We start from the raw sequence: 26,365 nt of genomic DNA, 5'->3' as shown, positions 1-26,365 counted from the left end.
TCCTATAGCTTTTCGATCCACCTGTTATACCACAGCTGGAAAACCAGCATATTCCACAGTTTTTGGTGGCTAACTTTGCCCCCGCTCAGGTAGTTGTTCAATAGTTGTTCTACGTTTGGCACATTAAATAATCCCGACTTCGCCAAACGTGCTCCCGAAAGATAGTACTGCATCTGTTCTTTCAGCTCATCCCGGAACCATTCCTGCAGTGGTGCTATAAACGGGCGTTTCGGCCGTTCCATCAACGGTTTCGGAATATATTTATGTACAATCGTTTTGAGTATATATTTGTTGATACCGTTCTTAACTTTCAGCGCTGCAGGTACTGTTGCAAGAAATTCCACCAGCCGGTGGTCGAGCATTGGTTCCCGGCCTTCAATACTTACCGACATGGTGGCCCGGTCTACCTTTACCAGGTTATTATCTACGAGGAAAGTCTTATAATCAACAGCCAGTAATTTGTTTAACGGATCGTTCATGCTTTCCAGTTCACCATTCATGTCGAAGTTAGTGCGGTAACTTCCGGCTCCTATGTTCGTATAGCGATTCACCTCCTGCTCAGTAACATACTGGCTTATATATTTCAGCGCCTGCTGTGATTTTCCGCTGGCCCATATCTGCTTCATCTTCTCATAGCGGGAACTGAAATTATACTGCTTGTTAAAATAGGGGATCACCTCAGGAGATACTACCGACATAGCAGCACTGAGTGTGCGTTGCAGCGGACGGGGTATACTTCCTGTATACTTCAATGACTGATTGAATTTGTTATAGCCGGCAAACAACTCATCCCCACCATCGGCAGAAAGCACTACTTTCACTTCTTTTGATGCAAATCTGCTTACCAGTGTTGTTGGCACTGTTGAATTATCTGCAAACGGCTCATCGTAAATTTCCGGCAGGAGATCGAGCACACCCCGGGCCTCTGCTGGTCCTACAATCCATTCATAGTGCTCAGTTCCCAGGTGCATGGCAATTTTTTTTGCCTCCGCCGATTCGTCCCATTGCTGTTCCTTATATCCTATCGTAAACGTTTTAATACGCCGGGATGTGTCTGACTGCAGCAATGCCGCCACACTGGCGCTGTCGTAGCCACCGCTAAGAAATACGCCCACCGGCACATCAGCCACCATGCGGTAGTTATAGGCACTGTGCATTAATTCTTCCGTATGCCTGATTACTTCATTTTCTGAAAGGCCGGTCAGTGGCTGACGATAGGCATTGAGTACGTTCCAATATTCGTTTTCTGTTACCTCGCGGGTACCTAATGTGACCTTCAGGAAATGCCCGGGTGTTAATTTGAATGTATTACGATAAACAGTAAACGGAGCAGGAATATAGCTGTACTGCAGAAAGAGTGAAACAGCATTGCTGTCGATCTCTTTCTTAAAGTCCGGATGTTCACAGATTCCCTTGAGTTCGGATGCAAAAAGCAGTGTTTGTTTGTTCCAATAATAGTAGAGAGGCTTCACTCCTGCCCTGTCGCGGAAAAGTGTTACCTCTCCTGAGTTCCGGTCGAATATAACAAAGGCAAACATCCCAATACATTTATCGAGCACTTTTTCCTTCCACTGCGCATACCCTTTCAGGAGTACTTCCGTATCGGCGCCGGAATGAAAGATGTGCCCGAGCTTTTCCAGTTCGGAACGGATCTGCTTGAAATTATATATTTCTCCATTGAAGATAATGGAGTATTGGTTGAAATGCATCGGCTGATGACCAGAACTGGAGAGATCCAGTATGGATAAACGGCGTTGACCCAGACCAATCATGGCCCCGGGCTCATCATATACCTCATATCCTGCATCATTAGGCCCACGGTGAGCCATAGTGTCTGTCATCCGCTGCAGAACAGTCTCGTCTGATTTTTTGGTAAAATCAATAAATCCCGCTATGCCACACATAAGTTACCATTTTTAGGGTGTTTCAAATTCCAAAATATCCCTTTCCAGAATGCCTTGATATGATTTCGCTCACGCCTTAATAAAAACTGCGCCGTATTCTTAGGTATTGTTAAAAAGATAAAATACAATAAAAAGAAGAGCCTGGCCGGGAATCCCACGTTCCGCCTCATAAACAGCAGACGGTTACGGGTGATGTAATATGTTTTCAGGGGACTGTTCTTTCCAGTAGTCATAGACTCCTTGTGATAAATCAGCGCCTTATACTGATAATAGATCTTAAATCCGTGTTGCTTGAACTGTTCGCACCAGTCGAATTCTTCATAATAAAGGAAGTACACTTCCGGCATTAATCCCACCTGTTTTACAGTGGCGGCTTTTACCATCATAGCGCCTCCGTGGGCGTAGTTGGTTTCAGAGAAAGCGTCGTACTGTCCTTTATCTTCTTCCCGACATCCAATCATACTGTTTCTGCCTGTCAGTGTATCTACCTTGCGATACCCGGCATATTCAATAGTACCTTTATGAAAGAAATAATGAAATTTAGGGCTTACAATGCCGGCGTCCGGATATTTCCTGAAAACTTCCAGTAACCCATCTATCAATCCTTCTGTAAACTCCGTATCATTATTTACCAGGAACAAAAATTCTCCCTTAGCGGCTTTGATGCCCAGGTTATTACCACCGGCAAAACCCAGGTTTTCCTGACTGCGTATCACTATCGCATCAGGATATTCGCGGTTGATAACTTGGGTAGGATCTTCTGCAGACGCGTTGTCTACTACAATTACCTCCAGGTTGGGATAACTGATCTTCCGCAGAGAAGCCATCAGCTCTCCGGTAATGATCGCATTATTATAATTCACAGTAATAATGGATACCAGTGGGTGATCGGTGTTATTTCCTGGATGCATTCAATAAAGGATTATCTATATCAGTGTGTGTATGCTCGGTATGAATGAACGTTTTATCTGCACCTTTCAAACGGAATAAAAGCAGTATCATGATGCCAATTGCCTTCGGTAATGTAAGTACTGTTGTAAACAGGTACTTTGAATAAAATTGCCTGGGTATTGGTAACAGCAGGCTGATCATATTACCTGCAAATAACAGTATCCAGGATACCGGAGATATGAAAGAGAATGACTGCAACAATAGCGACAATAACATACCTATTGTTAATCCCGCCAGGAGCAGCATTCTTGGCAGCAATGCATTCTGGCATACTGCCAGGTTAAAATAATTGACATTGCCTTTAAAAAGTTGCTGCCACCCTTTGCTCCAATATTTTCTAAGGTAAACAATCTGGCTGGATATCCAGCGTTTACGCTGATTTTCGAAAACGGCTGCATGCGTTATCTTCTCATCAAAAACGTAGGCATCTTCGAGATATTTAATCGAGTACCCACTTTCAACCAGCATTAACTGCAGCACCTTATCGAATCCTCCGATTGCCTGGATGTTCCGCAATATGCCTTTGATCAACGAATAGTTAAATGCCATTCCGGATCCAATCACCGACGACGACAAACCTAGCGTGTTAGCCCCTTTACGGTACAAGTGATTGGCAATAATTTCGTTGGCAGCATCCAGCACTGCAAATGGCGTATTGATATTTTTTGCTACCCGCTGTGCCTGGATGGCGTAGTGCCCCTGCTGATAGGTGTGATTAATCTTCTGTAAAAAATCCTCTTCCAGTATATTATCCGCATCGCATATCAGCGCTATATCAAAATCATCCCCCAGTTGTTCCAACGCGGCATTCAATGATTTGGCCTTGGTACTCTTATCAAACTTCACCCGGATCACATTAGCTCCTGTTGCAGCGAGTTCAGACAATGTCTGGTCCTTCAGGGAGTCGGCAATCACCACCACTTCGAATTTATCTGATGGATAAGAAAGCCTGTTGTAACTATTAACGGTAGATAGAATAATATTATCTTCCTTATATGCCGGTATCAGTATCGCAATCTTCTTATATGCGGTAGTATGTTTGTAGTCATCATTCCCTTTCCTGCGAACAGCGCCGGCAATAGACAATATCAAGTTATAAACCACACACCCTGCCAGGTAAACAAACAGGATTACTTCTATTACCGCTATCATTATACATTATCTTTTTGAACCAGTGCACGAGGGGTATTTACGATCAGCCACATGTCATATCTGAAAGAACGTTCATGCGCATATTTAATATCCAGATCGATTCTTTCCTGTACAGACATTTCTTTTTTCCCTCTTTTGCTCACCTGCCACAGTCCTGTGATACCGGCCGGGGCCAGGAAGCGTTCTGCCCAATCATCAGTAGTAAGGGAGGTAGCTTCGTATAATGGAAGCGGGCGGTTCCCAACGAGCGACATATCTCCCACCAAAACGTTCAACAGTTGCGGAAGTTCATCGAGGCTGCTATTACGTAAAAAGCTGCCCAGACGTGTCACTCTTGGATCATTGGAGACTTTGTAAAATACAGGTCCGCCGCTATTCTCGTTATACTGGTTGAGGTGTTTTATTTTATTCAATTGCTTATCCGCATCCGGAATCATTGTGCGGAATTTATAAAACTTAAAAATGCGATAGTTTTTTCCGGCGCGTTTTGCAGCATAGAAAACCGGGCCTTTAGATTCCAATCTTATTAAGATCGCAATCAATAACATCAGGGGACTTAACAGCAACAGACCAATGGAAGCCGCCAGTATGTCGAGGCTTCTTTTGAGAATATTACCCAGCAACTTTCCTTTATAAACCGGCATGCCGGTTTTCTTGGCGGTTCTGAGCATGGGGTGTATGCGCAACCGTTTTATTTTGCCTGTAATGGCAATCTTGTGCCGGAGCATAGGCAGTGCATTCGGGCTGATGACATCATCAATAAAATCGTAGGCAGCCGCCATGCTCCTTGCGTCTTCAACGCCTGATTCCACATACACAAAGAATGGAATGGAAGAAAGAAAATTGTGCGCTGAAAAAAACGACTGCCAGTCGGCCATAGTGGTTTTGTTACCACTATCCCAATGATAAATAATCGCAGAAGGCAGTTTCCTGACTACGTGTTGCAATTGATCGATTGCTCTTATTGCATCCTTCACATTCTTCATCACAATAAACCGGAGGTTGTTATCCGAGGATAACATGTCACCGTGAGGGGTTCCTACAAAAAGCACAATACTTTCAACATCATTTAAATTGGTAAACTCAGGATTTCTCGCTGTATTCACCGTTTTTACGCAATCAGGCTGCAGTAGATTAGATGTAGAGGTATTCATATGCTGTCAATTAGTAGTGTATTGGTTGTTCGCTATTCCAGGTGAGATGCTATTGCTGTGCCAAAGAAAGCGTCAGCTGACTATTCAGTATGAAGCTTATTTTGGTCATCAGTTGCATCGGATCAAAAGGCTTTTGAACTACTTCCCGAACGCTGTTATATTTTGCCGGCAGATCGCTGGCTTCTTCTCCGTGATATCCAGAGAGTACCATCACTGGCGTATCCTGGTAAAGGCAGCTGCCGGTAAGGAAATTCAACACTTCCCATCCATCCACATTTGGCATCTGCAAGTCTGTTATAATCAGATCTGCTTTATTGCCATTCAACAACCATGTTAATGCAACGAGTCCGTCCGGTGCAGTAACAATCTTGTATTCTTTTCCTAAAAGAGCCTCCAGCAAATAACGCATAGGCATGCTATCATCGATTACTAATATTGTCTTTTTCATTACCTTCTTTTCAAACAATTTAAAAAACTGTTAAGTGTACCTATATCTTCATGATATAAGGTGCTGAAGGTTTCTAACGGGATCTGGTCAAGAACTTATTACTGGTAAATACCTACGGTTTTTTCAGGGGATATGAGAGGGAAGGAAACTGGTTTTTCTTTTCCTTTTCTATGTAAGTGCTGTAAGCCCCTTACGACAACAAAAGTATTACATTCCATTTATCCTGCATTACTTTTTTCGTAAACGATCATTTTTTGACGGTAAGTGTTACAAATTTTGGGGTAAACGGTTCGACTGCGAAAAATAATTAAACGTATGCTAAATTTTAATATGAAAATGATGTTGTCTATCATACAAATTGTGATAATTTTGCGGCATATACCAACAATCCCAATAAACGCTTTCACACAATGCTTATCTTGTCCGTGCTTTTCTGGCTGAGTGTTTTCATCGTCTTTTACAGTTATATAGGATATGCTATCCTGTTATATATTACTGTACGTGTTAAACGCTTGTTACGGCGTGGAAAACGCCCGTCAACCGGCGTATTCAGGCCAGAAGTAACATTCCTGGTAGCTGCTTATAATGAAGAAGATTTCATTGCCGACAAGATCATGAATTCCCTGCAGCAGCAGTACCCTGCCGATCGATTGCATTTTATTTTTGTAACAGATGGTTCCAGTGATCAGACCAATGAAATTGTTCGCCGGTACCCGGCTGTTACTTTATTATACCGTCCTGAGCGTGGAGGGAAAATGGCCGCTATCAACAGAGCCATGAGCATGGTAACAACTCCGTTTGTAGTTTTCTCAGATGCCAATACCCTGTTGAACCGGGAAGCTACGGGCAGGTTGATGGATCATTTTGCCGATGAGCGTGTAGGCGCTGTAGCCGGGGAAAAGAAAGTACTGGCCACCACAGGAGGCGCGGAAGCTGAAGGAGAAGGAATGTACTGGAAATATGAATCTGCATTAAAAAAATGGGATGCTGAACTTTACAGCGTGATGGGCGCTGCAGGAGAACTGATTGCCATACGTACCTCGCTGTACGAACAGCTTCCGGACGACACCATTCTCGATGATTTTATGCTTTCCTTCCGCATCAATATGAAAGGGTATACCGTCATGTATGAACCAGATGCGTATGCGATGGAAACCTCTTCTGCTTCACTTAAAGAAGAATATAAAAGAAAAGTACGGATCAGTGCAGGTGGGTTTCAGTCGATGAGCCGGTTGCTGCCATTGTTGAATCCTTTCCGTTATCCCAAAATTACCTGGCAGTATATTTCCCACAGGGTGCTCAGATGGACATTAGCACCTCTCTGCCTGCTACTGGCACTGATCACCAACATGCTGCTGCTAATAATACCAGGTCAATATAATAGTATATATGTTATAACCGGTATACTACAGGGACTATTTTATCTTGCTGCCCTCTCCGGTTATATCCTGGCGCGGAAAAACATCAAGGCAAAATACCTGTATGTACCTTTTTATTTTGTGTTCATGAATGTAGCCGTGTATATAGGTTTTGGCAGGTTCCTCCGGAAAAAGCAATCAGCTATCTGGGAGCGTTCACAGCGGAGTATGGCGGTACGGTAAATTTTTGCTGCCATTATATATGCGTTTACAAACAAAAAAAAACTGTTCACAAAATAAACAATCTGGAGAAGTACGATGTTCGTATAAATTTTTACTGCTATAATATGCGCGTTTACCAGCCAAAAAGCGCCGTTTACCAAAAAAAATATTGAATATAACTCCTGTTATTTAATTTAGCATCGGGAATTCAACATAACTAGTGATAATTTAGATCGTCCCGATGCCAATGGATGTTTCGTAAGTTGATGTGAATTTTTTCGACCCTCTTATTCCGGAATTCAGGCTCGACCTACCGGGCATTAGTAATTTTACCATCTCCTCTGAATTGCAATTTATAATTGCCGTATAGCGGCAAATAGCTGTTGTATTATATTCTCTGCAATGTTGGATTGCGGAACATCACCACTATAAAACATATTCCATGAATCGAATTTTACACCGTTTGATTTTATTCACGCTATGCTGGCTATGGCTTGTGCCAGTAGAAGCACAGACGGCGTTGAACCCCAACGATCCCGTAATCACCTACGACTCCACTCATCCGCCTGCTACCCCGGTTTATACCCAGATCACTAAATGGGTAAGAACGGTGAGGATGAGCTACAACACCGATTCTTACAAATGCTACATTTATAAGAATATGGCATTCCGGTTGAAATTCCCTAAAACTTATGTACCGGGAGTAAACGACGGAAAGAAATATCCGATGTATCTCTTCTTTCATGGAGTTGGAGAGAAAGGAACCATTTACGATAACGAATACCAGCTGCTTTGGGGCGGCCAAACCTGGGCCAGCCGGGTGGATAACGGCACCTTTGACGGGTTCCTGATTTATCCGCAAAGCCAGGGTGGCTATTGGGGCCCCAATGACTATGATAATCTGAAAGAAGTGGTGGATTCCATTGTGGCCAGTTGTAAAGGCGACCCCGACAGACTGTCGGTGAACGGTCTTTCCGGTGGTGGCTGGGGTACCTGGGAATTTCTCATGCGGTATCCGCAGCTGACAGCAGACGCATTGCCCATGAGTGCCATGGCGCTTGCCTACCAGGACTCTATCAACAGATATAAATTCACCCCCATCTGGCTGTTCCAGGGCGGACAGGACGGAAACCCGGCTCCTTATACCACCAATGTTGTTGTGAGCGCCATACAGGCCGCCGGAGGCAACATCAAACTAACTACTTATCCCAACGATGCGCATAATACCTGGATAGACGCCTGGAATGAACCGGACTTCGCACCATTCATGCTAAGGGCCAACAGGCTTAATCCTTACCCGTTGTATGGTAAAACAACTTTTTGTCCGGGCGATACCATTACATTAGGTCTTGCACCGGGCGCACTGCAATATGAGTGGCAGAAAGACGGTGTTACCATCTATACTGGTACCTCCAATTTCATTTCAGTGCTCTTACCGGGAAGTTATCGTGTGAGGATGCAATTGCCCAATGGCTGGACAGGCTGGACCCCCACCCCGCTTGCCATCAGCTACAAAGCACCCGCACCGATACCAGTCATCACCACCAATCCTGCTCTTGCCAGTAACGTGTTACCGGCTCCGGACGGCAGCACCAGTATTACATTGCAGGTGCCTGCAGGTATGAGCACTTATCAATGGCAGCAAGGCGGTAGTTCCTCTATTCTGAGTACCACTAATACGCTCACTACTTCCACTCCCGGCGCTTACTATGTTCGGGTACAGTCGTCCAATTCCTGCATCAGCAGTGCTTCTGATACCTTTAGAGTTATAAACGCCAATGGCGGCAATGCTCCTGATCCTATCGGCGGGCTTGTAGTGAGCAGTTTCAACCAGGTACAGATTGTGCTGTCGTGGACAGAGAATCAAACGCCCGCATATAAAGAAAAATATTTTGAAATATACAGAGGCACCCAGAGCGGCGGACCATACACTTTCGTAGGCCGTGCCAATGCCAATATTGATACCTATACTGATAACGGGTTGATCCCCGGTACCAGCTACTTCTATAAAGTGCGTCCTGTTAACGACAACGCGGCCGGACCAGTTTCGGCAGAAGTAAAAGGTACTACTATAGCCGATACGATACCTCCTTCTGCACCTCCCTCATTAACCGTTACCAGTTATACCAACAACCAGGTTGTTTTATCGTGGAATGCAGCAACAGATAATGTAGGTGTAACCGGATATGATATATACGCCAACGGTACACTGAAGATGTCAGTAGGTAACGTACTGACCGGCACAGTAACCGGTTTAACGGATGGTACCCTGTACAACTTCTATGTAAAAGCAAAAGATGCGGCAGGTAACAGATCCACGCCCAGCAACCAGGTTACGGTAAGAACACTGAAAGCCAATCTGTCTTACAAATTGTATACAGGCTCCTGGAGTAATTTACCTAATTTCAACACGCTGACTCCAACACAGACCGGCAAGGCGTACGTACCCGACCTTTCCGTAGTTCCGGCGGGCACTACTACTAACTTTGCCCTGATGTGGACTGGCTATATTCGTATACCCGTTACCGGTAGTTATACTTTCACAACATATTCCGATGATGGTAGCAAATTGTATTTCAATAAAACATACAGTTACAATACTACTGCTACCGTAAATAACGACGGTGCGCATGCCGCACAGTATGCGTCCGGCACGGTAAATAACGTAGCAGCCGGAGTATATCCGATCACCATCACCTACTTCCAGGCCGGCGGTGCTGATACTATGCAGGTATACTGGACCAGTACAGCTGCAGGTATCACAACGCAACAGCTGATACCATCAACGGCTTTCATAGACACTTCTGCTGTTAATGGCAATCCGCCTGCGGCGCCTTCAGGGCTGACTGTTACCGTGAATAATTTCAGCAAGCTGAACCTCAAGTGGACATCCAACAGCACTAATCAAACGGGTTTCGAAGTTTACAGGGGCACCAGCGCAACCGGTCCATTTAATATTGTGACCACTACTGCTGCGAATGCAGTTACCTATACAGATACAGCATTGCAGGCAAGTACCACCTACTATTACCAGGTAAGAGCGATAGGTACTTATGGAGAATCGGCTTACACAGCAACTGCGTCTGCTACAACCGCTGCCAAGCCACTGCCACCGGCTATGCCGACCAATCTGGTAGTACAGGCATTGTCCACAACAGCGCTGAAGTTAACATGGACAGATACCGCCACCAATGCAACCGGCTTTGAAATACAGCGTTCACTGGCCGACAGCCTGCATTTCAGCCTGATGACTACCACAGGACCGGTAACCGGTCAGAGTACCTATTCAGATACGACCCTTGCGGCCAATATGGTAGCGTACTATAAAGTCCGTGCAGCGGGCATTGGCGGCTATTCCGCATTCACTCCGGCTAGCCAGGGTGTTACCCTTAATATTCCGCCGAAGATCACCAAGATACCAAACCAGACAATTCGTTATGGCACGGTACAGAACATCCCGGTTATAGCTACGGATGCGGATAATGATTCCATCAGCTTCAGTTTGTACAACATGCCGGCATTTGCTTCCCTGCAGCAAAGCAACGGAGCCACTACACTGGTATTGGCACCAACAGCGGCTCAACAGGGTACGTATAATAACGTTGGCGTAATCGCTACTGATAGTCATAACGGAACAGATACTACCATCTTCAACCTGGTGGTCAACAATAATTATCCACCGGTAATCGACAGTATACCACCGGCAACTGCCAAAGAAGGCGCCGTTACTGTATTAAAACTGTCCCTCCACGATCTGAACCCAGGTGACACCTTTACCTGGACAGGTCTGCAGCTGCCGGCATTCGCCACACTGCAGAGTCAGAATGATACCTGCCTGATCACGCTTAAACCTGGCTACACAGATGCAGGTACTTATACACTAAAAGTGCAGGCAACGGATAGTGCCGGTGGTATAGATACGCGCAGTTTCACACTTACAGTAGTGACTGCACCATCGCCAAACTACTCCATATTCATCAACTTTAAACTTAACAACAATCCACCTTTGCCGTGGAATAACGTCTTCGGTTCTACGACTACAGCACTGAAGGACTCTTCCGGCCAGGTGACCAACGTTGGATTAAAATTCGACGAATCCTGGTGGGCAGCTGGTACAGAAGGCGCTACTACCGGTAACAACACCGGCGTATACCCGGATGCAGTAATGGCTGAATATCTCTATTTCGGCTCATTGCCTGGCTTCTTTAGCGGTGCACCATCCATGCACGGTCATATCACCGGCCTGGAAAAGAACAGGACCTACACCGTTAAGTTCTTCTCCAGCAGCAAATGGTGGGCGCCACAACCGGACAATGGTAGTACCCAGTTTACCATCAATGGAGTTAACCAAACGCTATACGTACAGAACAATACCACCAACCGGGTCATCTTCCAAAACCTGAAGGCTGACACAAGTGGTGAAATCAAATTCACCCTGAGCATCCCTGCAGGCGGACAGGTAGGTTACCTCAATGCCATGGAACTGAATGCACTGGGGACTGATACCACTACCACAGTGGTTAACCAGCCACCTGTGATCACTAAGATTGCCAATCAGACCATGACAGCCGGTACCAGTCTTACTGTTCCTGTAAGTGCTACCGACCCGGATGGCGATGTGATCACTTATAGTACCAAAAACCTGCCGTCGTTCGGTGCACTGACCAAGTCAGGCACTTCATGGACCGTGGCCTTCAATCCGAGCGTCAGCAATGCCGGTTCATATAATAACATCAGTATTATTGCTACCGATACTTACGGCGCAGCTGATACAACCACCTTCAACCTGACCGTCAGCCCTTCTTCTTCTGGTAACGGCAGCTACAAAGTGTTGATGCATTTCCGGTTGAATAACGATGCTCCGGCTCCATGGAATAACATTACCGGCAGCACTACCACCAACCTGAAAAACGACCAGGGACTGGCAACAGGTATAGGTCTGAAATTCGATGAAAGCTGGTGGGCAGCAGGTATAGAAGGTGCGACTACCGGTAATAACAGTGGTGTATATCCGGATGTGGTACTGGCAGAATACCTCTACTTCGGCGCCCTGCCTGGCTTCTTCAGCGGAGCACCGGTAATGCACGGCCATATTACAGGACTGAGTGCCAATACTACCTACACCATGAAATTCCTGTCGGATAGTAAATGGTGGGCACCACAGCCCGATAACGGCAGCACGCAGTTCACCGTCAATGGTGTGGTTAAGACACTGTATGCACAGAACAATACCAGCAATACTGCAGACTTTACCAACCTCACGGCAGATGCAAACGGCGAAATTCAGTTCATACTGAGCATCCCGACAGGCGGACAGGTAGGCTACCTCAATGCACTGGAGCTGGATGTAACACCTAATACGCTGACTACTCTCACAACAACAACATTGATGATGGCAGATCCGGCAGCGGCGAAGAATTCACTCACCACTAATAGCGGGAAATCAGGCCTGCAGGTGAATGTATATCCCAACCCGTTTGTAAGTGATCTGGCAATAGACCTGACACTGAAATACCAGGCCCCGTCACTGTTGATAGAAGTTGTAAGCCTTAGCGGAAAACGCGTCTACAGCGAAGTTCGCAGGGAAGTACCACAGGGAAGAAATCTTATCAGGATCAATACACAGAACACGGTTAATACTCCTGGTATCTACTTCCTCAGGCTCACTTCTTCTACAGGTGAGACCAGCAGTACCAAGCTGCTGAAGCAGGAATAAGTTGTGATATATAGACTAAGGAAGAGATCCGTCTGAAGTAATTCAGGCGGATCTTTTTATTTATGATATTTTTTTACCTATTTATTATATCTATTTATCTTATTTGTAAAAAAGAAGGATTAATATAAAAACTCTTACTTATTTTAGTTGTGAGTTATTGTTCGAGAGTAACCAATTACATGTCTACGAGCATCTAATATTTAACCTCATCCTTCGAAAAACACTCTTATTGTTTGGAGTGTAACCTCTCAGGCAAATCATAATATTTTCGCCATCTCCCCTGAAATCAGTTATTTCCGGCGTTCCGCGAGGCAACTGGCATATTAGTTTTCCGGCAAAAACCTGCTACCGGAAGTTACCCTTAGTATTATTCCCATGAGTAGATTTTTACACTGTTTGTTTGTTCTAATGTTGTGTTGGTCCTGCTTGTTACCAGCAAATGCTCAGACAGTACTAAACCCGAATGATCCGGTAGTCACCTACGACTCCACTCATCCGCCTGTTACCCCGGTTTATACCCAGATCACCAGGTGGGTAAGAACTGTTAGGATGACTTATAGTACGGACTCCTACAAATGTTATATTTATAAAAACATGGCTTTCCGCCTTAAATTCCCAAAAACTTATGCGCCGGGAGTGAATGACGGGAAGAAGTATCCTATATACCTCTTCCTTCACGGAGTCGGAGAAGCAGGCACTATATATGACAACGAAGACCAATTGCTTTGGGGAGGCCAGACCTGGGCAAGCCGGGTGGATAATGGTACCTTCGATGGTTACCTGCTCTATCCGCAAAGCCAGGGGGGCTATTGGGGCCCTAATGATTATGACAACCTGAAAGAAGTGGTAGACTCCCTTGTGGCCAGTTGTAAAGGAGATCCGGACAGACTGGTGCTGAACGGCCTTTCAGCCGGAGGATATGGTATCTGGGAATTTCTTTTCAGGTACCCGCAACTAACAGCTGCCGCATTACCCATGAGCGCCATGACGTACTTCTATCCGGATTCTATCAACAGGTATAAATTCACTCCCCTCTGGCAGTTTCAGGGAGGACTGGACGGAAGTCCGGCCCCTTATACGACAAATGTAGCTGTAAGCGCCATGCAGGCTGCCGGAGCAGATATTAAACTGACTACTTACCCAAATGATGCTCATAACACCTGGCTGGACGCCTGGAATGAACCGGATTTCACGCCTTTCATGCTGAGGGCTAACAGACTGAATCCTACCTCCCTGTTTGGAACCACTGTTTTCTGCCCGGGTGATACCATCACCGTTGGCGTTGCGCCAGGTGCGCTCCAATATGAGTGGCAGAAAGATGGCACAACGATCTACACCGGCACATCTAATTTTATCGCTGCCACTATAGCAGGCAGTTATCGTGTAAGGATGCAGCTGCCCAATGGCTGGACCGGCTGGGCGCCTGTACCGCTTGTTATCAGCTACAGGGGCACTACGCCGGTACCGGTGATTACCACCTCTCCTGCCCTTGCCAGTAACGTATTGCCTGCTCCGGATGGAAGCACCAGCATTACAATGCAGGTGCCTGCTGGTATGGCCAGCTACCAATGGCAGGGCGTTGGGGCACAGAGTACTACTAATACGCTCACCACTTCCACCCCGGGCGGTTACTATGTTAGTCAAATGCAGGCCAACGCCTGCTCCAGCGCTACATCGGATACGTTCAGGGTAGTAAGCGCCGCTGGCGCCAACGGACCGGATACTATCAGCGGGCTTACGGTTACCAGTGTAACACAAACCCAGGTTACGCTGTCATGGACAGAAAACCCAACGCCTAAATATCTGGAAAAATACTTTGAAATATACAGAGCAACAAAGACAGGTGGCCCTTATACACTGACAGGCCGCAACAGCGCTAATGCAGACACTTATACAGATAATGGACTGGTGCCGGGAACCAACTACTTCTACATCGTGCGCCCTGTAAACGATAATGCAGCGGCACCGGTTTCAACAGAAATAAAAGGTACCACCGCACCGGATACCATACCTCCTACAGCACCCGTCTCCCTGCGGGTTACCGGTTCCGGCAGCGGCCAGGTTACCTTAAGCTGGAATGCAGCTACAGACAACGTTGGTGTAACCGGGTATGATATATATGCCAATAACACACTCGTACTTTCTGTGGGCAATGTGCTGACAGGTACTGTAACCGGCCTGAATAATACTACCTCATATAACTTCTATATAAAGGCGAAAGACGCCGCGGGCAATACCTCTGCGCCAAGTAACCAGGTGGCATATACGATCAGCCTCCTCAATCTTAACTACAAATACTATACAGGCAGCTGGACAGCGCTGCCCAATTTCAGCACGCTGACACCTGTCCAGACCGGCAAAACCGGAGTACCGGATCTGTCGGTAGTTCCGGCCGGCACCACTACCAACTATGCCCTGATGTGGACTGGTTATATTCGTATACCCGTTACCGGTAGTTATACCTTTACAACCAATTCTGATGATGGCAGTAAATTATACTTCAATACACCATATAGCAGTAGCGCTACGCCTACCGTCAATAACGATGGCCTCCACGTTGCACAATCAGCAAGTGGTACAGTAAATAACATTGCTGCCGGAGTGTACCCGATCACCATCACCTACTTCCAGGCAGGCGGCGGGTACAATATGCAGGTATACTGGACCAGTACCGCTGCAGGTATCACCACCCAACAGTTAATACCGGCTTCAGCTTTCGTAGATCCCAATACGATTCCTCCTGCCGATCCTTCCGGGTTGACCGTTACAACAAATAGCTTCAGCAAACTGAATCTCAAGTGGACACGCAACAGTACTAATGAAACAGGTTTCGAGATATATAGAAGCGTCAGTTCCGCCGGTACCTATAGCCTGGTAACCACAACCGGCCCTGTTGTGGTAGCATATACTGATACCGCTTTACAGGCCAATACGACTTATTACTACCAGGTAAGGGCGATAGGAAGCGGAGGTAATTCAAACTATACGCCGGTGGCTTCCGGCACCACTGCGCCACAGCCCAATCTTAATTACAAATACTATAAAGGCAGCTGGAGTGCACTGCCCAATTTCAGCACGCTGACACCTGTCCAGACTGGCAAAACCGCCGTACCGGATCTGTCAGTAGTTCCAGCCGGCACTACCACCTACTATGCGCTGATGTGGACTGGTTATATTCGTATACCCGTTACCGGTAGTTATACCTTTACAACCAATTCTGATGATGGCAGTAAACTATACTTCAATATACCATATAGCAGTAGTGCTACGCCTACCGTCAATAACGACGGCCTCCACGGTGCACGATCAGCAAGCGGCACTGTAAATAACATTGCTGCCGGGGTATACCCCATCACCATCACCTACTTCCAGGCAAGTGGCGGGTATAATATGCAGGTATACTGGACCAGTGCTGCTGCCGGCATCAACACCATGCAGCTCATTCCCGCCTCGGCTTTCGTTCCCCAGCCAATACAGCCATTGACCGGTACACCAGTTGCCCTGGCGATAACAGACACAACGGCTTCTTCAGGAAGTACGCCGGGTAGTATGAACACCAAATTCCAGGTGAATGTATATCCAAATCCGTTTGTAAACGATCTGGCAATTGACCTGGCATTACCACACCAACTGCCATCACTGCTGATTGAAATTGTCAACATCAACGGGCAAAGCCTTTATAGAGAAATTCGCAGAGATCTGCCAGAAGGAAAAAATCTTATCAGGATCAATACCCAGGGCAAGATAAATACGCCGGGCATCTACTTCCTGCGACTCACGTCTCCCGACAGTCAAATCAGCAATAGTGTCAAACTTATGAAGCAACAATAAAATGTAACAGAATAAGTTGTAACATATTAAATCAAGAAAAGATCCGCCTGAGATAACTCAGGTGGATCTTTTCTTTAATATCTTCTTTACCGGCTAAACTTTAGCGGTTACCAACTATTTTTTATGTTTCGCTTAAAAATAAAGTGTCTTTTGTTATAATCTTTTACCTTTGACCCAACAACCGGATATACCTAAGCTATCCATGCTTTCTGGTATTTCTCACCTTGACCGCATCCTCCGATAAGACCAAGATTGTTCGGCTACAGGCCGGAGTTTAATAGTTTTTTACCATTCCTCTGACATTCCTGCGCCCCAACAGGTTAGCTACGGCTTTGTCCTGCCCCCGGCGTTTTTTTACTGGAAAAGCATTAAAGGAAAATTCTATATGGATATCGTGTACTTTATAAAGGCATTAATGAAAAAGAAGTGGTGGATACTACTTAGCACGCTTGCGGCGATCGCCGGCGCATTTGCCTTTACCATCGGAAAGCCCAAACTGTATGCGTCCACAGCCCAAATGGCTACTGGCTTTACAACCAACGATCAGATCAAACTTCGCGATGAAAATGTCAACCTGTTTGAGGCAGACGTAAAATTCGACAACGTTGTTGAAACAATGAACTCTCCTTTGGTGATTGGACTATTATCCAATGACCTGATAATACATGATCTTACTTCCAGCAAACCATTCCGGCACCTGACAGACAAGGAAATGGACGATCCTGCATTTAAATCGGCCAACAAGGAAGATATTATAAAGATATGCAGGGAAAAAAATGACTCTCTACAGGTACTCTCCTCTTCCATTCCCGAAGAAAGGAAAGTACTCGAATATATGAAGCTGTATAAATACGATTATGAATCCATCCGTAAAATGGTTTACACTGGCCGTCTTTCGCGGACAGATTATATCAATATAATCTGCTATTCTGAAAACCCGGAAATGTCGGCGTATATCGTAAACAGTCTTTACCGTGAATTCATCCGCTTCTATCGCAGTTCCCGCTCAGAGCGCAGTGTAGAGGATGTGACAACATTTGAAGCCCTGGTGAGCCAGAAGAAGAAAGAGCTCGACAGTAAGGTAGAAGCGCTCCGGGGATACAAAACATCACAGGGAGTATTGAACGTAGAAACTGCCAGCGGCAACGAATGGGATCTAATCAAACAATTTGAGAAATCTATTACTGATGAACGGGCTAACTACAACCAACTTTCAGCGTCGCTGAATAATGTGAACACACAGCTCGCTCAGATGAATTCAGGCAAACCTGCTTACAGTAATTCGAACGGCGATATTGTTGCATTACGGAGACAAATCAATGACCTCAACGATCAATACGTAGAAGGCGGTTCCAGCGATAATGCCCTTGCAGAGAAAATAAAAACACAGCGCGCCAAATTGCAGAAAGCGATGATGGAAGCTTCCTCTCCCAGCGGTAAACTGGTTACCAGAGAAGAGCTTATCCAGCAGAAAAGCGCCCTGGAAGCACAGATCAGCGCTGCTAAACTGAACATCAGCTCACTGGAAGGTAAGATTAACGGGTTACGGTCGTCTGTTGGTTCTTATGCCAATAAGGAAGCCAATGTAACCTCACTGCAGAAAGAAGTAGAACTGGCGCAGGATGAATACAATAAACTCAAAGAAAAACTGGGAGCTGCAGTGGATAACCGCAATGTTCCTCAGGATAATTTCCGCCAGACACTGCAGGGCCAGCCTGCCTTTACACCAGAATCTTCCAAAAGACTGGTTATAATGGGCATGTCGGGCATTGCTGTCTTCATGATCTCCTGTATCAGCATTCTGTTTATAGAGTTCATGGATAATTCACTGAAATCACCTTCTATATTCAGCAGAAATTCCAACCTGAAACTGATTGCTACCATTAATCACGCTAACCTTCAGAAGTACAACCTGCTTGAAATATTACAGCGGAAATCAAATGAAGCGGAATGGTTGAAAAGACAGAACATTTTCAGAGAGCTCCTTCGCAAGTTGCGGTATGAAATAGAGCGTAGTGGTAAAAGAATTATCCTCTTCACCAGTACAGAGCCTCAGCAGGGCAAGACTACATTATTGCAGGCTGTTGCCTACAGCATGAGCCTGAGCAATAAGAAGGTATTGGTGCTCGACACCAATTTCTGTAACAATGATGTTACTGTTCAAATGAACGCCAAGCCTACGCTTGAGAGCTTTTCCATGCTGCCATCCGAATTTTCTATAGATAAATTCAGGCAAATCGTCACAACCTATGCGCAGCCAAATATTGAGATAGTAGGATGTAAAGGAGGCGACTATACACCGTCTGAAGTATTACCTCCCAACAGCCTGCTGAATTATCTGCAGGAATTAAAAAGCTATTATGATTTCATTATAATGGAAGGCGCCCCACTGAACGATTTTACGGATAGCCGCGAATTGTCCGCTTACGCGGAAGGTGTAGTAGCCGTATTTTCCTCACGGCTAAAGATGAAACAAATAGATAAGGAATCTTCTGAATTCCTTGAGCAGCTGGGAGACAAGTTCATTGGAGCCGTATTGAATGATGTGAGGGAGGACTTCATAGAATTGTGATTAATCATGTATCAAGATAGCGAACATGGCATCTCTGTTTTGCCGCCCACTCAAAATAAACAACGCCTCGGCTGGATAGATTACGCCAAAGGAATTGCCATTGTGCTGGTTGTATATCGACACCTGGCTTATGGCCTCCTTGCCAGCGACATATCACTGCCTAAGGCGATAACAGATACGAACGATATGTTATACAGTTTCCGCATGCCGCTTTTTTTCCTTCTCTCGGGAGCATTCTTCGAAAGGAGCCTGCGTTCGCGCGGAACCCGCGGATTTGCTATCAATAAGGTAAATACGTTACTGTATCCCTACATACTCTGGGCGATCATCCAGATCTCATTGCAGATTGTATTTTCATCATTCACAAATGCGTCGCGCTCTGGTCTTGATTTTCTGAATATAATCGTTCAGCCCAGAAAACTGGATCAGCTATGGTATCTGTTTGCACTATTCAACGTTACAATCATTTACCTGTTGGTCAGCCTGGTAACAGGCGACCGGAAGGGATGGCAACTATTGATTGGTCTGGTGTTACTGGGCATTGCTCCTTATGTTGTCAGCCACAGCGCACTTTATGATATCTGCCTTCATTATATATTCTTTGCCATTGGCGACTGGGGATCCAGGTATTTTTTTAGTGAAGACACCCAACAACGTCTGAGCAATCCGGTTAATCTGTTGATAGCGCTTCCGGTATTCGCTGCCCTTCAATGGTATTATTTGTTGCACCAGGGAATGAATCTGTATGTGTACATGCTGATTGCCCTCAACGGTTGTCTGTTTGTAATGCTGCTGTCGTCCTACCTGGCCCGAACCGGCACATTCAGCTTCCTTCGGATAATTGGTAACTATTCACTTTATATCTACCTGCTGCATGTAACCATTGCTGCAGCGTTGAGGATGATACTCATTGAGGCAGGTATAGATAATGGTACCGTTTTATTACTGATACTTATCCCGGTTTCAATTGTACTGTCGATCCGGATATACAGGGCCTGCATGCACCTGAAGCTGGGCTTCCTTTTTAAAGGGCCATTGGAAGAAAAGCGTCTAAAACATCGTCCAAAATGAAAGCAGCCACCAAAAAGAAACCTGTTGACGATCATTTGCACCAGGTATTGATTATGATTTTTATTGCGATGGTGATCATTGCAATGGGCGTTAAGATAGTGTTTCTATAAACCTTTTTCAGTGAAAACTACTGCTAAAAACATATTTAATATTTTCCTTGTCATCAGCTGGATGCTACTGGCAACCCTGATAGCGTACATCAGTGCACAGGAGGTGAAATATACCATACTGCTGACTGGCGCTGTTATTGGTCTTGCTGTAGCCGGCATCTGTGTGCTGAACTACCGGGCAGGCTATTATATTGTATTAGGTGTAGGTCTTACTGTTCGCCTGCTGGAAAGGGTATCCGGCAATGAACTTCCTGTAGGCGTGGTGATTGATGCAATGGTGCTCATTACACTACTGGGCAGCCTGTTTAATCCTGACGACAGAAGTATACGTAAAGTAGATTTCCTGAAAGATCCGCTGCTGGTCAGTTTCTATATTTATTTTGCGCTTATCCTCCTTGAGTTCTTCAACCCCGGTATACATGATCACCGTGGCTGGTCGACCTTCACCAGGGGATTTATACGCAATATGATCTTAATGTTCCTGGTCATGAAATTGATCCGTAACGTCAAAGACCTGAAGGTGTTCTTTACTTTTTGGATTGCCATTCTGACGTTGGCTGCCATGTATGCATGCATACAACAATGGTTCGGACTCCTTCCTTTTGAAAAAGCATTTATAGCCAAATACCCGGAAAAGTTCAAAACTGTACTTATCCTTACCGGCATACGGATCTTCTCATTTGTATCCGACCCGGCAGTATTTGGTGTAATTATGGCCTGTGGCGTCATCATCAATGCGGTATTGCTGACCAGCTCTACCAGGGTGGTCTCCTATCCGCGTAAAGCGCTGCTGGTAATATCCATGATTTTTCAATTCATGGCGCTGGGCTATTCAGGTACACGTACGGCCTATGTAATGGTGCCAATGGGACTTGTAATGCTGGTGCTGGTTAACCTGCGCAACAGGAATACCATCATCGGCGCCGGGTTGTTCGTCATTGCGTTCCTCGTCGTAATGTTTGGCCCCTTTCACAGTAACGCTACGATCATCAGAATCAGAACTGCTTTCTCTGGTTCCAGTGATGCCTCTTTAAATGTACGTGACATTAACCGGCATCGCATTCAGCCTTACATCTATTCACATCCGATCGGAGGTGGTTTACTGAGCTGTGAGCCCGGATCCGGTACAGATCTCGACGGATTTCCTCCCGACAGCGGATACCTCCGTACAGCGTTGGAACAAGGCTGGATAGGGCTGATACTTGTTTTCATCAACCTGTACCTCCTGATGCAATATGCTGTTAGCAACTACTTCACGAGTCGAACGGAACCCGAGAAGATCTTAACACTAACAATCGTCTGCGTTTTGTTTGCTCTTGTGGTGAGTATCTATGCGCAGGAGTCCGCGGGACTTATTGAATCGGCGCTGCTTATGTATGGCCTGACCGGTATTACGATAAAACTCAAATATTTATTATCATCTCCAAATATCACAACATGAAAAAAGTAATTTTAATCCTATTGGTAGCATTTACAGGCGCCATCATGCATGCAAATGCACAGGTGTCTAAAGCAGATACCAGCATTATTCTGCGGCTGCCTACCGATCCACCTACTGTTGCCAGATTGAAAGAAAGACTGGTAGAACTGGCTGTTACCAATCCAACCATGAGGGTGCTCGACGCTAAAAAGAAAGTCGCTGAATATGATGTAAACAGAGCCAAAGCCGCCTGGGGGGATATGTTTATTGCATCCGGTAACCTGAATGAATTTACTATTAAGGGAACCAATAGCAACAACACGCTCTATCCCCGTTACAACTTCGGTGTCAATGTACCTCTCGGACACCTGGTCTCTATTCCCAATGAAGTGAAAGCTGCAAAAGCAAACATAAAAGTGGTGGATGAACAGAAAAACGCTGAAGCACTTAATCTGAAGTCTGCCGTACTCCGCGCTTACGAAGACTATGCCGCCAACAAACAATTATATGAACTGCAGCTCCCACTGCTGGAAGATGCTTACAATCATTACAAACAGGTGGAGCAAAAATTCTCCAGCGGCGATCATTCTTTGGATGTGGAAGGATTGAATAATGCTTACCGTATCTATAACGCAGAAATGGTGCGCAAGGTAACGCTTGAAAGGGATGTTAAGCAGTCTAAGCTCGTACTGGAATCCATTATCGGCACTACCATGGAAGAAGTGTTATTACATTTATAATTAATTGTCGGAAAGATGAGGATGTTTCTATTCATAAGTTTGTTTCTCTTACAAATCAACACACTGCGTGCGCAGGATTTAAAACCATTTAGCCGGATTGATGTACAGATCACTCCCTGGCATCATCTTCCGGCACTGCTATATCTGCCTGAAAAAATGGAAAGCGGCAAGAGGTATCCCCTGCTTATCTGTTTTCATGGCCGTAGCATTGCGGGTAATGATATTACAAAAATCTTCAGACAAGGTGTTGCCAGACAAATGCATGAAGGAAAGAAAATTGATGCTGTCAATAAAATCGACAAGAAAAAGTATGAATTCATTGTGCTGGCGCCATTGGCTACCAGCTGGTCGTTAGGCCCTGATCACCTGGATGTGGCATTAACGGATGTGCTGAAAAGATATCCGATAGATTCCTCCAGGATTTACGTTACCGGTTATAGCGCAGGTGGCTGGTCCGTAGCGATGGCAGTAACAGATCCCAGAACTGCCCGCCGCATTGCAGCCGCAGTAAACATGTCGCCCGCCACAATAGATGACAAAAATCTGAAGAGCTTTAATATCACAGCGGCCAACAATATACATACCTGGTATTTCGGTGGAAATGAAGAACCGGTTTTCCTTGGTAATTGTAAGTTGTATGCCGACAGTACCGACAGGTATAAAAAAGGGTTAACCAAATTGACAACCGGAGATTTCAAACATTGCTGCTGGGAGCAATACTATAATCCATCGTACCGTGAAAATGGGATGAATATTTACGAATGGCTCCTGCAATACAAAAGGTAGTTATGCGCAAAAGATGGTTATGGGGGCTACCACTGCTGATGCTCCTCTGCTGGGGAGTGTTCGCGGTTGTCAAAAGCCGGCAGGAAACTGCTCAACTGAACAGCATCAGCCGGAAACAAGCCCCCGGGCAATTTATTCAACTAACGCATGGCCTTGTTCATTATCAGTTCTTCGGAGCAGATACCGGCCGCTTGCTGGTACTGATTCATGGAGGAGGAACTACCGGAATGGAGGTGTGGAAATATAATATCCCTTTCCTCATCTCAAAAGGATATCGCATACTTGCATACGATCTTTATGGCCGGGGATATTCCGACAGACCTGATGTGGTATACGACCTGTCACTCTATCGCGAACAGCTGGTAAGTTTGTTGCAGACATTGGGAATCAGCGGGCAATTCGATGTCATCGCCATGTCGATGGGTGCAGCCATAGGGTTGGATTATGTAACGCACTACCCTTCCAGGGCCCGCCATATCGTACTATTAGGGCCTGCTGCCAGTGGAGATCTGCAGCCCAGTAAACTGCTCAGGGTACCTCTTATCTCTGATGTACTCATGACTTGTTACTGGTATCCACGTTCTGTAGAAAACCAACGGAAGGAATTTGTCAATCAGCAATTGTTTAATCAATATGCAGAACGGCTGAAATATTTCATGAATTTTGAAGGATACAAACGTCTTACATTATCTACATGGAAGAATATGCTGAATCAAAATCAGCTATACCTTTTAAAAGATATTCCGCCAAACAGGATCCTGATGATATATGGCTTACAGGATCCGTTTTTTTCCAATGAGAAAGAACATACTTACAAATCTTTATACCCAACTTTAGTTGTAAACCAAGTAGACAGTGCCGGGCATATGCCTCATTATGAACAGCCAGCGAGCGTTAACAACCTTATCTGGCAGTACCTGAGAGAGACAAAGTAATGTGCCCGATTAAAAAAAAGAGCTGCCCGGATTGTATCCGGCAGCTCTTTAATTTTCGTTATACACCATCCACTATTGTACTCTGTATCCTGTATTAGCCAGGGCAGAACCACTGATAGGCTGGTAGAAATTAGTAGTATTTACGCCGGCAGCTGCCACGGTAGGAAATTTGGTATTAGCCAATGCTCCTGTACCTTCAGTGACAACACCTCCGTTTTCAGTATAGATATAGGAATTAAGTGTTACAGTACCTCCGGTAGCTACGCGTGGCTCAATGAAAGCATTCGCATTCGCGATTATCGGAGCGGTCATTCCAAAGTAACCATTCACTCTCAGGCTCACACCACCTGCTCTTGCTACAGTGTTGTTAAGTACCTGCACCACTGCATTATTAGTACCTCTCAGGCTGATACCATCCAGTTGGTTATCTCTTAACAGGTTATTACGGATAATGTGGGTACCGCCATTTTCGCCGGAAGCATAAAACTGGATCAGTTCTCCCCAACCATCATGCACGTAGTTATCATGCACATTGGAGTTGGTAGTGCGTCCACCGATCATGATACCTCCATTATGGCCGGAATTATGCTGAAGTCCCCAGTTGGTTACGCTGTTACCATAAATCTCCAATCCATCGATGGCGGCAGTCTGGATACCTGTTGTTCCTATATTGGAAACATCACTGTTATAGATCTTTACGTTACGCCATTTGATGGGCTGCACATATTGCTGACCTGCTGTAAAACCAGCCGGGGTTCCATAATAAGGTGCATTGGTAGTCAGGTTCCAGTAAATAGCTGTATGTCCGATATAGAAGCCTTCGTTGTTGGTACCGGAGATGGAAACATCGTGGATAATCAGATTTTCCATATAGGAATTCGGATATACTGTAGTGGGATCTCCGGCGAGAGGAACAGTTTTAGCCCAGATACCAGTTCCACCATTCCGTATGGTGAGGTTGCTGATTTCAAAGTTATCAGAATGACTTGCCAGCCCGAGATTAAAATATGCTTCCTTTCCGGTCTGTGTGGAACCATTGATAAGGAAATCGTTTTTGGATGTCTGACCACCTACTTTTACATAGCGACAGCTGGTAAAACCCAGTGCAGTAGCCCAGGATCCACCACTCCAGTTTGGATTTCCAATATTCGTAACCGTACCTGTGGCATTACGCACAATGATCGGCGCACTGGCAGTTCCGTTTAAGTTCGAAATCACAACAGCAGTGAAATTGCCCTTCAAACTGAGAACATCCCCAGGCTTATACAGTCCGTTAGAATTATCTATTACCAATCTTCCATTGGCGTCTGGTACCAGTATATACTCCTTTCCTTTGATGACATTGGTAACAGTAGGATCTGTCGGAGTTCCGCCAGGAGCAGGTTTCGGCTCCTTACGGGCATCTTTGGTACAACTTCCCAGAGAAAACGCTAATGCTAGCACGAATAAAAACATAAAAAGTCGCGAGATGATGTTGCGCGTCATGGTCTTTCAAAATTAATATGGTTTCAATAATAACCATACAACTACTCAAACGTAGCAGCCTGGCCTATTTCCGATATGGATCAGGTTATTCACCGATAGAAACAATACATAGTCCTAAATTATCTCCGGAAAATAATTAAGTGGTACTTCTCAATTTCTGGTTGCGAATATCAAGAATTTTTGTTGAGAAAAACAACTTTCAACCGGCTGGCTGATGCCATTCAACACCGATGATTTTACGTTATGTTTCTAAATAATCTCAAATCCCTGTTCTTGTATCACAACAAATATTGACAACCTCCACCCAAAGCTTTTATCTGCCCTGAAACCTAAGCCAATCAACCATATTAATTAAATTTATATATATTTATAATGTTTATATATAAATTTTTTGAAATTATTTCGCTTTTTTTTTTGATTTTTTTTTTCAACTGACTTGAAAGATAAACAAAATAGAAGCATTTGCGTTTATTCCGGCGTTTCATTCAATGAAAAAGCCGTTTCATTATG

Annotated in this window: 15 protein-coding genes; 9 read left to right on the top strand and 6 right to left on the bottom strand. The window is 45.2% G+C overall.

The features are described from left to right. Positions 1–2: 2 nt before the first annotated feature. Genes asnB through UNH61_RS12415 form a run of 5 tightly spaced genes read right to left on the bottom strand, consistent with a single transcriptional unit; the run spans position 3 to position 5,609 of the window. A complete protein-coding gene (gene asnB / locus UNH61_RS12435) occupies positions 3–1,904 on the bottom strand; it encodes an asparagine synthase (glutamine-hydrolyzing) (RefSeq protein ID WP_326992316.1) in 1,902 nt (633 codons plus the stop codon). Further along, a complete protein-coding gene (locus tag UNH61_RS12430; RefSeq protein ID WP_326992315.1) occupies positions 1,892–2,815 on the bottom strand; it encodes a glycosyltransferase family 2 protein in 924 nt (307 codons plus the stop codon). Before UNH61_RS12430 ends, asnB begins: the two co-directional genes overlap by 13 nt. Next, positions 2,799–4,007, bottom strand: coding sequence for a glycosyltransferase family 2 protein (locus tag UNH61_RS12425; RefSeq protein ID WP_326992314.1), 1,209 nt, complete (start codon positions 4,005–4,007; stop codon positions 2,799–2,801). The genes UNH61_RS12430 and UNH61_RS12425 overlap by 17 nt, the downstream gene beginning before the upstream one ends. Continuing rightward, a complete protein-coding gene (locus UNH61_RS12420; RefSeq protein WP_326992313.1) occupies positions 4,007–5,161 on the bottom strand; it encodes a sugar transferase in 1,155 nt (384 codons plus the stop codon). The genes UNH61_RS12425 and UNH61_RS12420 overlap by 1 nt, the downstream gene beginning before the upstream one ends. Before the next feature lie 49 nt (positions 5,162–5,210). Next, complete coding sequence (locus UNH61_RS12415; protein WP_326992312.1) at positions 5,211–5,609, bottom strand: response regulator; 399 nt, start codon at positions 5,607–5,609, stop codon at positions 5,211–5,213. Positions 5,610–6,019: 410 nt separating this feature from the next. Here UNH61_RS12415 and UNH61_RS12410 point away from each other — a divergent pair, with 410 nt between their 5' ends. The 9 genes from UNH61_RS12410 to UNH61_RS12370 all read left to right on the top strand — a co-directional run bounded on the left by UNH61_RS12410 (position 6,020) and on the right by UNH61_RS12370 (position 24,370). After that, complete coding sequence (locus UNH61_RS12410; protein WP_326992311.1) at positions 6,020–7,210, top strand: glycosyltransferase family 2 protein; 1,191 nt, start codon at positions 6,020–6,022, stop codon at positions 7,208–7,210. Between the two features lie 421 nt (positions 7,211–7,631). Then, the gene (locus UNH61_RS12405; RefSeq protein WP_326992310.1) at positions 7,632–12,905 is read left to right on the top strand and encodes a fibronectin type III domain-containing protein; all 5,274 of its coding nucleotides are present in this window, start codon (positions 7,632–7,634) and stop codon (positions 12,903–12,905) included. Between the two features lie 426 nt (positions 12,906–13,331). Beyond that, positions 13,332–16,736: a PA14 domain-containing protein gene (locus UNH61_RS12400; RefSeq protein ID WP_326992309.1), complete on the top strand. Its 3,405-nt coding sequence runs from the start codon at positions 13,332–13,334 to the stop codon at positions 16,734–16,736. Positions 16,737–17,151: 415 nt separating this feature from the next. Beyond that, positions 17,152–19,308 carry a hypothetical protein gene (locus tag UNH61_RS12395; RefSeq protein WP_326992308.1) on the top strand — a complete coding sequence of 719 codons (2,157 nt, stop codon included), beginning with the start codon at positions 17,152–17,154 and terminating at the stop codon, positions 19,306–19,308. Between the two features lie 6 nt (positions 19,309–19,314). Next, the gene (locus UNH61_RS12390) at positions 19,315–20,379 is read left to right on the top strand and encodes an acyltransferase (protein ID WP_326992307.1); all 1,065 of its coding nucleotides are present in this window, start codon (positions 19,315–19,317) and stop codon (positions 20,377–20,379) included. A 120-nt stretch (positions 20,380–20,499) separates the two neighbouring features. Beyond that, positions 20,500–21,930: an O-antigen ligase family protein gene (locus tag UNH61_RS12385; protein ID WP_326992306.1), complete on the top strand. Its 1,431-nt coding sequence runs from the start codon at positions 20,500–20,502 to the stop codon at positions 21,928–21,930. After that, positions 21,927–22,649, top strand: a complete 723-nt coding sequence (locus tag UNH61_RS12380) for a TolC family protein (protein WP_326992305.1) — start codon at positions 21,927–21,929, stop codon at positions 22,647–22,649. Before UNH61_RS12385 ends, UNH61_RS12380 begins: the two co-directional genes overlap by 4 nt. Positions 22,650–22,688: 39 nt before the next feature. Further along, positions 22,689–23,435 carry a hypothetical protein gene (locus UNH61_RS12375; protein WP_326992304.1) on the top strand — a complete coding sequence of 249 codons (747 nt, stop codon included), beginning with the start codon at positions 22,689–22,691 and terminating at the stop codon, positions 23,433–23,435. Positions 23,436–23,437: 2 nt separating this feature from the next. Next, positions 23,438–24,370, top strand: coding sequence for an alpha/beta hydrolase (locus tag UNH61_RS12370; RefSeq protein WP_326992303.1), 933 nt, complete (start codon positions 23,438–23,440; stop codon positions 24,368–24,370). Between the two features lie 72 nt (positions 24,371–24,442). On the opposite strand, the gene UNH61_RS12365 is transcribed toward UNH61_RS12370, so the two are convergent. Continuing rightward, on the bottom strand, positions 24,443–25,855 hold the full coding sequence (locus tag UNH61_RS12365) for a right-handed parallel beta-helix repeat-containing protein (RefSeq protein ID WP_326992302.1): 1,413 nt from the start codon (positions 25,853–25,855) through the stop codon (positions 24,443–24,445). Positions 25,856–26,365: the final 510 nt, after the last annotated feature.

Source organism: Chitinophaga sp. 180180018-3, from assembly GCF_037893185.1.
Lineage (GTDB): Bacteria > Bacteroidota > Bacteroidia > Chitinophagales > Chitinophagaceae > Chitinophaga.
This window is presented reverse-complemented; position numbering and strand designations above follow the sequence as displayed.